Source organism: Streptosporangium sp. NPDC001559, from assembly GCF_042893955.1.
Lineage (GTDB): Bacteria > Actinomycetota > Actinomycetes > Streptosporangiales > Streptosporangiaceae > Streptosporangium.
This window is the reverse complement of sequence record NZ_JBIAVG010000037.1, coordinates 1-12,225: the sequence shown is the minus strand read 5'-3', so window position 1 is coordinate 12,225 and position 12,225 is coordinate 1. Positions and strand designations below refer to the sequence as shown.

Annotated in this window: 12 protein-coding genes; 2 read left to right on the top strand and 10 right to left on the bottom strand. The window is 72.8% G+C overall.

The window, feature by feature from the left end; translation table 11 throughout:
- A partial coding sequence (locus ACFYY8_RS41895) for a thioesterase domain-containing protein (protein WP_390050664.1) occupies positions 1-1,595 on the top strand: 1,595 nt, incomplete at its 5' end.
- 56 nt (positions 1,596-1,651) lie between these two features.
- On the opposite strand, the gene ACFYY8_RS41890 is transcribed toward ACFYY8_RS41895, so the two are convergent.
- The 7 genes from ACFYY8_RS41890 to ACFYY8_RS41860 all read right to left on the bottom strand — a co-directional run bounded on the left by ACFYY8_RS41890 (position 1,652) and on the right by ACFYY8_RS41860 (position 9,479).
- Positions 1,652-2,062: an ester cyclase gene (locus ACFYY8_RS41890; RefSeq protein ID WP_390050663.1), complete on the bottom strand. Its 411-nt coding sequence runs from the start codon at positions 2,060-2,062 to the stop codon at positions 1,652-1,654.
- A gap of 46 nt (positions 2,063-2,108) precedes the next feature.
- Positions 2,109-2,924 (bottom strand): SDR family NAD(P)-dependent oxidoreductase, encoded by an 816-nt coding sequence (locus ACFYY8_RS41885; protein ID WP_390050662.1) that lies wholly within the window; start codon positions 2,922-2,924, stop codon positions 2,109-2,111.
- Positions 2,905-4,791 (bottom strand): dipeptide ABC transporter ATP-binding protein, encoded by a 1,887-nt coding sequence (locus ACFYY8_RS41880; protein ID WP_390050661.1) that lies wholly within the window; start codon positions 4,789-4,791, stop codon positions 2,905-2,907. Before ACFYY8_RS41880 ends, ACFYY8_RS41885 begins: the two co-directional genes overlap by 20 nt.
- Entirely contained in the window at positions 4,788-5,624 is an 837-nt protein-coding gene (locus tag ACFYY8_RS41875) for an ABC transporter permease (protein WP_390050660.1), read from the bottom strand. Before ACFYY8_RS41875 ends, ACFYY8_RS41880 begins: the two co-directional genes overlap by 4 nt.
- Complete coding sequence (locus ACFYY8_RS41870; protein ID WP_390050659.1) at positions 5,621-6,559, bottom strand: ABC transporter permease; 939 nt, start codon at positions 6,557-6,559, stop codon at positions 5,621-5,623. The genes ACFYY8_RS41875 and ACFYY8_RS41870 overlap by 4 nt, the downstream gene beginning before the upstream one ends.
- A gap of 5 nt (positions 6,560-6,564) precedes the next feature.
- A complete protein-coding gene (locus ACFYY8_RS41865) occupies positions 6,565-8,289 on the bottom strand; it encodes an ABC transporter substrate-binding protein (RefSeq protein WP_390050658.1) in 1,725 nt (574 codons plus the stop codon).
- 245 nt (positions 8,290-8,534) lie between these two features.
- Positions 8,535-9,479: a LysR family transcriptional regulator gene (locus ACFYY8_RS41860; RefSeq protein ID WP_390050657.1), complete on the bottom strand. Its 945-nt coding sequence runs from the start codon at positions 9,477-9,479 to the stop codon at positions 8,535-8,537.
- Positions 9,480-9,656: 177 nt separating this feature from the next.
- On the opposite strand from ACFYY8_RS41860, the gene ACFYY8_RS41855 reads away from it, so the two are divergent.
- A complete protein-coding gene (locus ACFYY8_RS41855; RefSeq protein WP_390050656.1) occupies positions 9,657-10,076 on the top strand; it encodes a hypothetical protein in 420 nt (139 codons plus the stop codon).
- 4 nt (positions 10,077-10,080) lie between these two features.
- On the opposite strand, the gene ACFYY8_RS41850 is transcribed toward ACFYY8_RS41855, so the two are convergent.
- The 3 genes from ACFYY8_RS41850 to ACFYY8_RS41840 form a co-directional block, all read right to left on the bottom strand.
- Positions 10,081-11,283 (bottom strand): cysteine desulfurase-like protein, encoded by a 1,203-nt coding sequence (locus ACFYY8_RS41850; protein WP_390050655.1) that lies wholly within the window; start codon positions 11,281-11,283, stop codon positions 10,081-10,083.
- A gap of 105 nt (positions 11,284-11,388) precedes the next feature.
- Positions 11,389-11,682 (bottom strand): hypothetical protein, encoded by a 294-nt coding sequence (locus ACFYY8_RS41845; protein ID WP_390050654.1) that lies wholly within the window; start codon positions 11,680-11,682, stop codon positions 11,389-11,391.
- Positions 11,679-12,017 (bottom strand): hypothetical protein, encoded by a 339-nt coding sequence (locus ACFYY8_RS41840; RefSeq protein ID WP_390050653.1) that lies wholly within the window; start codon positions 12,015-12,017, stop codon positions 11,679-11,681. Before ACFYY8_RS41840 ends, ACFYY8_RS41845 begins: the two co-directional genes overlap by 4 nt.
- Between the last annotated feature and the right edge of the window lie 208 nt (positions 12,018-12,225).

Here is a 12,225-nt window from a genome sequence, read left to right as displayed (position 1 = left end):
ACCTCACCCGAAACCACCCCCCTGCCATCATCCTGTTCTCCTCCATCTCCGGACTCCTCGGCGGAGCCGCCCAAGCCGCCTACACCACCGCCAACGCCTACCTCGACGCCCTCGCCGCCAACCACCCCACCACCACCTCCCTCGCCTGGGGACTCTGGCAACAGGAAAGCGACATCACCGCCCGGTTGAGCTCGACGGACCAGGCGCGCATCGCGCGCACCGGGCTGCGGTCGCTGCCGACGGAGCAGGCGCTGGCGCTGTTCGACGCGGCCGTCTCGGGGCGGACGCGGGGCTCGGTCGTGGTGCCCGCGTCGCTGGCTCCGGCCGTGGAGGGGACGCCGGCTCCGCTGCTGCGCGGGCTCGTCCGGGCCGCCCGGCCGGCCGCGCGGACCCGGGCGGGCTCGGGCGGCGGGGCGGCGTCCCTGACGGGCAGGCTGGCCGGGCTCGACCGTGAGGCGCGCGCCGAGGTCCTGCTGGAGCTGGTCCGCGGTGAGGTCGGCACGGTGCTCGACCATCCGGCGCCGGGCACCATCGCCGGTGACCGCGCGCTCATCGAGCTGGGTCTCGACTCGCTGACCTCCGTCGAACTGCGCAACCGCCTCAGCACCGCCACCGGACTACGCCTACCGGCGACCCTCACCTTCGACCACCCCACCCCCCAGGCCATCGCCGACCTGCTCGACCGTGAGCTGGGGGACACGGCCCGGGAGGTACGGCCAGGCCGTACCGGGGCGGGCGGGGCGGGCGGCGGGCTGGCCGCGATCCACCGGCGGATGCACGAGACGGGTAAACACCTGCAGGCGGCCGAGTTGCTGCTCGCGGTCTCGCACGTGCGCGGCCAGTTCGGCGCCGCCGAGCGCGACCGGTACGCACGGCCCCCGATCAGGCTGGCCACCGGCCCCGGGCGGGTGTCCCTGGTGTGCTTCCCCGCGCTCAGCGCGATCTCCGGGCCGCACGAGTACTCGCGGTTCGGCCAGGTCTTCAGGGGGGAGCGGAACGTCCACGTCGTGCCGTCTCCCGGGTTCACCGACGGGGAGGCCGAGGCCCTGCCCGACTCGCTGGAGACACTGGTCCAGATGAACGTGGAAGGTCTGCGCGCCTGCGTCGGCGAGGACGAGCCCTTCGTGATCGTCGGCCGTTCGATGGGCGGCTGTGTCGCGCACGCGGTCGCCGTCGCGCTTGAGGACCAGGGGCTGACGCCCGCCGGGCTCGCGCTGATCGACAGCTATCCGATCGACGCGGCGGGCCAGGAGGGCATGGAGTGGTGGCTGGGCGGCATGATCGGCGGGATGCTCGAACGGATCGACCGGTTCGACATGACGTTGCACGACGACAGGCTGACCACGATGGGGCTCTACAACCGGCTCTTCGTCGGCTGGCAGCCGAAGCCGGTCCAGACGCCGATCCTGCTGCTGCGGGCGACGGAGCCGTTGCGCGGCACGACGGTCGATCCCGAGGGCCGGCTGGACTGGCGGGCGTACTGGCCGGTGGCGCACGAGTCCACCGACATCCCCGGCGACCACTTCACCACGCTTGAGGAGCGTTCGGACACCACCGCCCAGGCGATCAGGTCGTGGGTGGACGGGCTGGTGTGACGCCACATGACACCGCCGCCCGCTCCGGAGGTCCGGAGCGGGCGGCGGGCGGACGCTCAGCCGACGAGCTGCTGCACGATGCCGAGGCGGTCGGGCAGGACCTCGTACTCGATGATCTGGCCGTCACGGAACCTGATGGTGCTGATGCTCTGGCCGACGAAACGGCGTCCGCTCGGCGGGGCGCCGAACACCTCGGCGCGCTGCACCCCTTCGATGGTCCAGTAGACGACGACCCTGTCGTTCTCGGCGACGGTGTCGGTCACCGTGGCCGTCACGCCCTCGACCGCCTGGCGCAGCCAGGTGATGTGCTGGACGAAACCGGCGCGCCCGCCGCCGCCCAGCGCGGGTCCCGCGGCGTCGGTGCCGTCCTCGGCGACGATCTCGTCGAGGACCTCCAGGCGGCCCTTGGACACGACCTCCTCGTAGAAGCGTCGCGCCACCGCGCGGTTGGTCTCCGTGGTGCTCATCGTTGACTCCTTTTTCCGTTGGGGTGTGGGGAACGAAGGACGAGGGTCACCGGACGCCGGGCAGCGGAAGGACTCCCAGGCTCGCGTCGAGGCCGCCGTCGGCGACCAGCGTCGTCCCGGTGACGTAGGAGGCGGCCGGGGAGGTCAGGAACCAGACGACCTCGGCCTGTTCGCGGGGTTCTCCGAAGCGCTGCAGCGGGATGCGCCGTTCGATCTCCGCCGCGAATGCCGGGTTCTGCCGTACCCCCTCGTTGATCCGGGTCCAGGTGAGGCCGGGGGCCAGGGCGTTGACCCGGATTCCCTGGACGGCGTAGTCGATGGCGGCGGCCCGCACCAGGTTGATGACGGCGCCCTTCGAGGCGTTGTAGGCCCAGTTGCCCGGGTCGGCGCGCAGTCCGGCGACCGACGCGGTCACCACGATGGAGCCGCCGCCTCCCTCGCGCAGCACGGGCGCCGCGGCCCGGATGCCCAGGACGGGACCGCGCAGGTTGACGGAGAGGATGCGTTCTGCGGCCTCGACCGCGCCGGGCGCCTCGAAGGGACGGGTGCCGCCGATCCCTGCGTTGAGCACGACGGCGTCGAGGCCGCCGAACTCCTCGACGGCCAGTGCGACCGCCCTCTGGTTGGCGGCCTCCGTGGACACGTCGCCGACGAGGGGGACGACCCGGTCGAGGCGGGCGACCTCCTTGAGGCTCCACTCGTCGTGGTCGACGGCGACGACGCCGACTCCCCGTTCGGCGAACAGTTCCACGGTCGCCCTGCCGATGCCCGAGGCGGCGCCCGTCACGACGACGGATCGCGGCGCCGGGGTCCAGCCCGGGTAGAGGCCCTCAGGGCGTGGTTCAGGGGTGGTTGAGGTCATGTCGGCCTTTCAGGTCCGTGACGGGGGCGGGTCTCCCGGCCGCGGGTCGCGCGGTTCCGGGTTCTGGGAAACGTGGGCGTGCCGTACGGGGGCCGGGGCCGATCCGTGGCACGGCGGCGAGCAACGCCCGGGTGTAGGCGGCCTGTGGAGCACGGAAGACGGCCTCGACCTGTCCGGTTTCGACCATCTTGCCGTCCTTCATGACCGCCACCCGGTCGCACACCTGGCGGATGACGCCCAGGTCGTGCGAGATGAACAGCAGCGAGACCCCGGCCTCGTGTCTGAGCCGGGTGAGCAGTGTCAGGATCTGCGCCTGCACGGTGACGTCGAGCGCGGAGACCGGCTCGTCGCAGACGAGCACGTCGGGGGCGGGGGCGAGCGCCCGCGCGATGGCCACGCGTTGCCGCTGGCCGCCGGACAACCGGCCGGGCCGTCTGCGAAGAACGGCGGGGTCGAGCCCGACCTGCCCGAGCAGCTCGGCGACGCGTTCACGCACGACGCCTTTCCGAGTGCGGGGCAGCGCCTCCGCGACGATCTCCTCGACGGTGTGGCGGGGGTCGAAGGAGCTCAGCGGGTCCTGGTCGACGAGCTGGATGCGGGAGCGCCGGGCGCGGCGGTCCCGTTCCCGCAGGCCGCTCCAGGGCCGGCCGTGCAGCAGCACCGATCCGGCGTCGGGTTCGAACTCGGCCATGACGATCCTGGCGGTCGTGCTCTTGCCCGAACCCGACTCCCCGACGATTCCCAGCGCCTCCCCCGCGGCCAGGTCGAACGACACGTCGTCGACCGCGGTGCGGTGGGAGCCGCCGGGCGAACGGAAGCGTTTGACGACCCCCCGGACGGTGAGGACCGTCTCGGCCCGCGTCGGCGCGGCGGGGCCCGCGGCACGCTTCCTGGACGCGGTCGCGGGCACGGCCCCCGGATACCAGCAGCGCACCACCCGGTCCGTCCCGTACGGCAGCGCCTCGGGAGGCCGTTCACGGCAGCGGTCGTCGGCCATCGGGCAGCGGGGCGCGTAGGGGCAGCCCTCCTGGGCGGCGGGTGCGGAGCGGAGCCCGGACAGGTCGGGCACCGGGCCGTCGACGGAGGGCACCGCGGCGAGCAGGTCGGCCGTGTAGGGGTGGGCGGGCGCCGCGAGCAGGCCGGCCGCGGGCCCCTGTTCGACGACCGTTCCCGCGTAGAGGACGGCGACGTGGTCGGCGAGCCTGGCGACGACCGCCAGGTCGTGGCTGATCAGCAGTAATGCCGTACCCGCGTCCCTCCTGGCGGCCAGCACGTCGAGGACCTGGGCCTGGACGGTGACGTCGAGGGCGGTCGTCGGCTCGTCGGCGATCAGCAGCCGGGGGCGGGCCGCGATGGCGGAGGCGATCAGGGCGCGCTGCCGCAGGCCGCCGGACAGTTCGTGGGGGTACTGCAGGAGGCGGACCTCGGGGTCGGGGACGCCTACCTCGGACAGCAGCGCGACGACCTGGTCGTCGAGGTCGTCGCGGGTGGCCAGGCCGTGCACCTCGAGGGGTTCGGCGACCTCGTAGCCGACCCTGCGCAGCGGGTCGAGGGAGGTCAGCGCGTCCTGCAGGACGTAGCCGATCCGCCGTCCGCGCAGCCGCCGCCACTGCCGTCCGCCCAGCCCGAGCAGGTCGTGTCCCGCGAAGGACAGGGCGCGCGCGCGGACGGCGGCGCCCTGTCCGGCCAGGCCGAGCAGCGCGCGGGCGGTGACGCTCTTGCCGGAGCCCGACTCGCCGACCACGGCCAGGCACTCGCCCGCGCGCAGCGTCAGGCCGACGTCCCGTACGGCGCGCACGACGCCGTGCCGGGTGGCGAAGTCGACGGAGAGCCCGTCCACGACGACCAGCGGTTCCTCCCGTGTCACGGTTCCCGCCTCTCGTAGCGGGCCTGCAGGGCGCGCCCCACGGCCGTGGCGGACATGACGGTCAGGGTGATGGCGGCGCCGGGGAAGAGGGCGAGGGTCCAGGAGACGTCGAGGTAGTTACGGGCCTGGGCGAGCATGGAGCCCCATTCGGGGGCCGGTGGCCGTGGGCCGAGGCCCAGGAAGCTGAGGGAGGCTCCGGCGATGACGGCGGTGCCGACGTTCAGCGTCGCCAGGATCAGCAGCGGCGCCAGCGTGTTCGGCACGATGTGCCTGCGCAGAATGTGCCGGGGCCGCAGTCCCAGGTTGGTCGCGGCCCTGACGTAGGCGGAGTTCCGCACGAGGAGGGCCTGGACCCTGACGACGCGGGCGAAGCCGGGGGCCAGGGCTACGGTGATGGCCAGGGTGGCGTTGCGGGTGCCGGGGCCGAGGACGGCGACCACGAGCAGCGCGGTGAGGACGCCGGGGAAGGCCAGCAGGATGTCGGCCAGGCGCATGGCCGCCTCACCGGCGACCCGGCCGCCGAGCGCGGCCAGCAGTCCCCACGCCGAACCCATGGCTCCGGCGAGCAGTGTGGAGCCCAGGCCGACGAACAGCGAGGCACGGGCGCCGTACACGACACGGGCGAGCACGTCGCGGCCGAGCTGGTCGGTGCCGAACGGGTGCCCGGCGCCGGGGCCTGACAGGGCGGCGGTCGCGTCCACCTGGTCGGGTGCCCCGGCGAACAGCGCGGGGAACAGCGCGGCGCAGCAGAGGAGGGCGAGGAACGCGCAGGCCGCCCACAGTCCCGGCCGCGGGCGCGTTCCCCGGTACGGCACGAGCGCGGGGGCGGTCACGGGGCGGCCTGCCGTACGCGGGGGTCGACCACCCGGTAGAGCAGGTCGAGGCCGGTGTTGATCAGCGAGAAGGTGAGGGCCGCGAGCACGACCACCCCGGTCACCACGGGGAAGTCCCTGCCGTTGACCGCCGAGACGATGACCTGGCCGAGTCCCTGGCGGGCGAAGACCGTCTCGACGACCACCACTCCGGCGAGGAGTTCGCCGAGGGCCCAGCCGGACAGGGTGAGGACGGGCAGTGCGGCGTGCCGCAGCGCGTGCCGCAGCCGGATGCGGTTCTCCGTGGCGCCCCTTGACCTGGCGGTCAGGGCGAAGGGTTGCCCGAGGGCGCGTTCGAGGCCCTCCCTGGTGATCTGCGCGAGCACGCCCGCGATGGGCAGCGCGAGGGTGATCCACGGCAGCACGAGCGCGCGGGGGCCGTCCTCGCCGAGGACGGGGAACCAGTGGAGGGTGAAGGAGAAGGCGCCGAGCAGCAGGATGCCGATCCAGAAGTTGGGGGTCGAGACGGCGCAGAACTCCAGGACGCGGGAGACGGCTCCGGCTCTGGGGCGTCCCGCGGTGAGCAGGGCCAGGGTAACGGCCAGGGTGAAGCCGAGGACCGCGGCGCCGGTGGCCAGGGCGACGGTCGCGCCGAGCTGTTCCAGGATCACCTCGCTCACCGGCTGGTTGAGCTGGTAGGAGTCGCCGAGGTCGGCGCGGGCCAGCCTGCCGATGAAGATCGCGTACTGGACGGGCAGGGGGTCGTGCAGGCCGTACCGGACGCGGATCGTCTCCAGCACCTCGGGGGTGGCGTTCGCCTGGACCCCGCCCGCGATGACGTGGGCGGGGTCCCCGGGCACGAGCCGCATGCCGGCGAAGGCCAGTGTCGCCGTCCCCCACAGCACGAGCAGGGTCAGCGCGAGCCTGCGTGCCAGCCGGCGTGCCAGCGGCGGCATGGGGATCAGGCCCCCAGCCAGGCGCCGTGGAAGACGGGGTAGGTCTGCGCGTCGAAGGCGACGCCGCGCACCTTCCCCGACAGGCCGACGAGTTGCACCGGCGTGTAGAGGGGCAGCACGTAGGCCTGCTTGAGGACCTCCTTCTGCACGGCCGCGTAGTCACGCCTGGCCGTCTCCGGGTCCGAGGTCTCGGCCGCCTCCTCGACCCGTCTGTCGATCTCGGGTGAGTCGACGAGTGCGACGTTGCCGCCCGCCTTGGCGTAGGTGTTGCCCGAGGCGAAGGCGAATCTCAGCACGTCGGGGGTCGGCCTGGCGAAGCTGACGTCGATCAGGTCGTAGCCGCCGCCGACGAGGTACCTGCTCACGTAGGCGCCGGTGTCGACGGGGGGCCGCCGGATCTCGATGCCGGCGAGTTTGGCCTGCGCCTGGACGCCCTCGGCCAGGACGTCGCGCTGGTCCTTGTTCCCCTCGGCCCAGAAGGGCCACACGAGGGTGAGCCGTTCGCCGTCCTTGACGCGGTAGCCGTCCTTGTCGGTCTCCTTCCAGCCCGCCTCGTCCAGGAGCCTGGCCGCCTCCTTGGGGTCGTAGGAGGCCAGTTCGCTCTCGGCGCCCGCGTCGTAGGCGGCGGTCGCCGCGCTGAGCGGGTTGCGCGCCGCCCTGTAGTGACCGAAGTAGACGCTCCTGACCAGCTGGTCGACGTTGACCGAGGCGGACAGGGCGCGGCGGACCCGCACGTCGCGCAGCGGCCCCCGGGTCTGGTTGAGGTAGAGGTTGTAGTTGAGGCCGGGTGTCTCCTGGGCGTTCAGCGTGAACCCGGGCAGCGTCTTCAGCCTGTCGGCGTTGACGGGCGGCACACCCGCTATGGCCTGCGCCTGGCCGCTGGTCAGCGCGCCGTACCGCGTGGCGTCCTCGGAGACGAACTCGAAGACCAGGCCGTCGAGGTAGGCGGCTCCCCGGTGGGAGGCCCCCGCGGGAGTCGCGGTGTAGCCGGGGTTGCGCCTGAGGGTGACGCGCCTGTCCTTCTCCCAGGAGACGTAGGAGAAGGGGCCGGTGCCGACCGGCCGGTACTCGGAGACCGGCTTGGCGAGCGCGGCCGGGCTCTGGATGCCCAGGTAGGGCACGGAGAGCGCCTGCAGGAAGGGGGTGAAGGGCCGGGAGAGCGTCACCTCGGCGACCAGGTCGCTCACCACGCGCGTCTTCCGGTACGGGGCGATCAGCGAGGCCGCGTAGGCCGACTTCGTCCCGGGGTCGACCACGTGGTCGAGGGAGGCCTTGACCGCCTCCGCGGTGAGCGGGGTGCCGTCGTGGAAGGTGACGCCCTCGCGGAGGGTGAAGGTGTAGACCTTGCCGTCCTTGGAGACCGTCCACTCCTTGGCCAGCCAGGGGCCGAAGCTGTCCGGGCCGGTCTGCGCCACCAGGGAGTCGAAGACGTTGCGGTCGATGAGACCGGTCACCGCGGTGGCCGCGACGGCCGGATCCAGCGAGACCTGGGTGCCCGCGATCGCGTAGGTGAGGGTGCCGCCCGCGACGGGCGCGCCCGGGGGACCCGCGGCGGCCCGCGCCACCGGCCGGTCACCGCTTCCCGCCACCACGGAGACGACGACGGCGCCTGCGACGACGGCCGTGGCCAGACAGGCGATCAGGACGACGGGGCGCCGGGAGCGCAGGGTGCCCCGCCTGCGGACGGGGCTCGGGGTGGTTCTGGTGGCCGAGTCATCGCTCGGTGTCATCGGCGTGGCCTTCTTCTGTTGCGTGGAACGCGTGCGCGAAAAGGGGCGGACATGCCATCGGCGGGTAAGCCGAATGGCCGGAAAACACACCCTCCGTGGAACGGAATAATTTCCCCCGGCCCCGGAGAAACATTCAGGGCCGCACAGCGATCACACCATGTCAGGCGATTTACGTCAATGACATCCAAGCATTTCAAGCCACCTTTCACCAATACTCACGAAGCAATTCGCATTGTCAATCGATGTTAATTAGAATTGCTTATCGGATGGCTGGTCTTGTATTGGTCGCGGCGTTGCCGCTCCCCGCCGGGAAGACCGGTGAGAAACGGCCGGGAGGGCGGGACCGCGGCGAAGAAGGCGCGCAGGGTGTCGCCCGCGTACGCCTCGATCGCCGGGTCGAGTCCCTGTCTGCTGAGCAGGCGCAGCCCGAGCGTGCCCTGCGGGGGCAGCTGGCGGACCTCCTCAAGTCCCGGCGGGACGCCGCACGCGGTCGGCATCAGGGCGACACCGAGCCGCGCCCTGACCGCGGTGAGGATGCCCTCCAGATTGGCCGCCTCGGTGGTGACCCGCACGATCCAGCCGAGCCTCTCCAGCGCGCCCACGGCCTGCTGGCGCAGCCCGCAGGGTTCCTGGAAGGCGACGAGCGGCAGCGGCGCGCCGGGCGCGGGCGGAATCCAGTCCGGCGCGGCCAGCCAGCGCAGCGGCAGGGAGCCGACCTCCGTCCCTCCCACGTTGGCGACCGCGCCGAGGATCAGCGCCATGTCCACCGTCCCGCGCAGCGTCGCCTCGGCGAGGACCGTGCTGCGGTCCAGCCGGAACACCACGTCGCGTCCCGGCAGGGCGGACATCAGGACGGTGAGCAGGTCGGGCAGGACCGGGGAGGCCGCGTGCTCGACGGCCCCGACGGTCAGCGTCGGAACCGGCTCCGCCCCGAGTCTGCACATCGCCTCGTCGTGCGCGGCGAGGAGTCGCCGCGCCTCGGCCAGCAGCACCTCGCCGGCCGCGGTGAACCTGGTCAGCCTGCCGGCCCGTTCGACCAGCGGGCGCCCGACGACACGTTCCAGAGACCGCACGTGCTGGCTCACCGTGGGCTGGCTCGTCCGCAGCGCGGACGCCGCCCGGCCGAAGCCGCCACACTCCGCGATGGCAACAAAAGTACGCAGTTGCACAAGATCGAGCAATGCTCCCATGTTCCCATGATAAACCGAAAACCCACTTTATCTACCTAGAATGTTGGTTGGTAGGACCAGAACCCACCTGAACGGCCGAAACACGGGCGCGCGAGCCTCGCGGAGGCGGCCTTGAAAGGGGGGAAATCCGTCAGCTACGCTGACGATCACCTAAGCTGATGGATTGGAGCCCGCCGCATGTCCTCGACACCACCCGGCGAGATCGCGGCCCGCGCCGCCCTCACGGTGACGGGCCTGGTCACCACACTCCCCGTGTTCTCCCTGGTCAACCCGTCCATGCTGGGGTCGACCTACGGCGTGACCGACCCCGATCCCATGGTGCTGGCGCTGTTGCAGCACCGCGGCGTGCTCCAGCTCCTGCTGGGCGCCGCCCTGCTGTGGGCCGTCCTGTCCCCGCCCGTCCGGCTGGCCGCGTGCCTGGCCGCGATCCTCGCCAAGGCCGCCTTCCTCGGGCTCACCTTCCTCAACCCGGCGGCCCGGCCCGGCCTGTCGACGGTGAGCATCGTCTTCGACCTGGGCAGCATCGCCCTGCTGGCGTTCGTCGCCGTACGTGAGACGACCGCCCGGCGCGCGCAGCCCGCCGGGACGGCCGCCTGAGAGCTCACCCGGCCAGTTCGCGCACGCCCTTCAGCAGCCGGTCGACGTCCTGCTCGTCGGTGTAGGGGGCGATCCCGGCGCGCACCGCGCCCGTGTCCCCCAGGCCGAGCCTGCGGGAGCACTCCAGCGCGTAGAAGGAGCTGGCGGGCGCGTTGACCCCGCGTTCGCCCAGCAACCGGTAGGTGTCGGCGGGCGTGACCCCGCCGACGGTGAACAACGTGGTCGGGGTGCGCTCGCGCCCCGGCGCTCCGTACGTCCGCACCCCGCCGATCTCGGCCAGGCCCGCCTCAAGCCGGTCGAGCATCGCCCGTTCGTGCCCCTCGAGCGCGGCCATCGAGCGGGCGAGCCGCGCGCGCCTGTCCCCCTCGCCCGGCACGAGGTCCGCCAGGAAGCCGACCGCCGCCGTCGTGCCCGCCAGCAGCTCGTACGGCAGCGTGCCCAGCTCGAACCGCTCGGGCACCGCGTCACTGGCGGGCAGCAGCTTGTCGGGGTGGATCGTCTCAAGCAGCGCCGGATCCGCGGCGAGCACGCCCAGGTGCGGACCGAGGAACTTGTACGGCGAGCAGGCGTAGAAGTCGGCGCCGAGCGCCCCCACGTCGATCAGGCCGTGCGGCGTCAGGTGCACCCCGTCCACGTAGACCAGCGCCCCGGCCTCGTGCGCCCGCGCGGCGATCGCCGCGACGTCGGGACGGGTGCCCAGCAGGTTCGAGGCGGCCGTGACGGCGACGAGCCTGGTGCGCTCGGTGAGCAGGTCCGCGACCGCGGCGACGGGCAGTTCCCCGCTGTCCGGGTCGAAGTCGGCGCGGCGAACCGTGACGCCGCGTGCCAGGGCGGCCTGCTCCCAGGGCCGGATGTTGGCGTCGTGGTCGAGCGTGGTGACCACGACCTCGTCGCCGGGACGCCACTCCTTGGCCAGTGCGCGGGCCATGTCGTAGGTCAGCTGCGTCATGCTGCGGCCGAAGACGACGCCCTCCGGCGTGGCCGCGAGCAGGTCGGCCATCGCCCGGCGGGCGCCGGTCACGATCGCGTCGGCGCGGCGCTCGGCCGCGGTCATGACTCCCCGGTTGGAGACGGCGGAGCGCAGCGTCCCGGCCACGGCCTCGGCGACCACGCCGGGGGTCTGCGAACCGCCCGGCCCGTCGAAGTGCGCCGCCCCCTCCGCCAGTGCGGGGAAGTGCGCCCGTACCGCCGTCACGTCGTATGCCACAGGGCCTCCAGATTCGTTCCTCGGACGGCCGGCCGCCGTGTGGACCGGCCCCCCGGACAGACTTCCCCGGACGGCCGTCTCCGACTCCTCACCTGGGGCCCCGGGTCATGGGTGCTCGTGCCGTAAGCGTGCCTCCTCCGGCCGGTCGCGCCGCAGCCTGTCGTGGAAGCGGCGGATCAGCCTGGCGGCCCCCGCCGGATCTCCGGTCGTGTGGTACCTCCACCGGTCGCGTTCCCCGACCCACCGGAACCACTCAGGCCCGGCCCACACGATCAGCCCCGGGGCGAGGCTGAGCATCGGATCGCCGGAGCTCGTCGCGAACACGTCGTACTCCTCGGTCTCGACCCCGGCCGCGCGCAGCTCCCGCCTCAGTTCGGCCAGTGCCCGCTCGGCCCTCACCGCGCCGCCCGCGCCGGTGCCTGACTCGGTGGCCTGTCCCTCCGCTCCCCATGGAAAGGGACGTGCTCCGTGTGACGCCCGTCGTACGGCGCCGCGAGTTCGGGGGAAGCGGCCCGCGCGGCGAGGTACTCCATGTGCCTGACCGTGCTCTCCAGCTCCTGCGGGGTCGAGGCCTCGACGTGGGGTGTGGCGGTCAGGTGTCCCGCCGTGGGCATCGCCCAGAAGCTGTGGGTGTGCAGGCCGTACCAGATCATCCAGTTCGGCAGCCGCAGGGCCAGCTCCCGTGCCGCCGCCACGTTGCCCGCCGTTCGCTCGTCCGTCGTTCGTCCGTTCACCGCGCGCTCCCACCTCCGCCGAAGAAACCACCGACTTCGTCAGAGAGGTCGCGCGACCGTCCGTGCCGGGTGGCAGCGGGGGCGGGGGGGGGGCGGGGCCCGCCCCCCCCCCCCCCCGGGCCCCGCCCCAATTTTGTATTTGTGGTAAGTTTTTGAACAACCCGCCAACAAAACCCGGACCCCCCCCCCCCCCCCGCGGGGGGTGCGG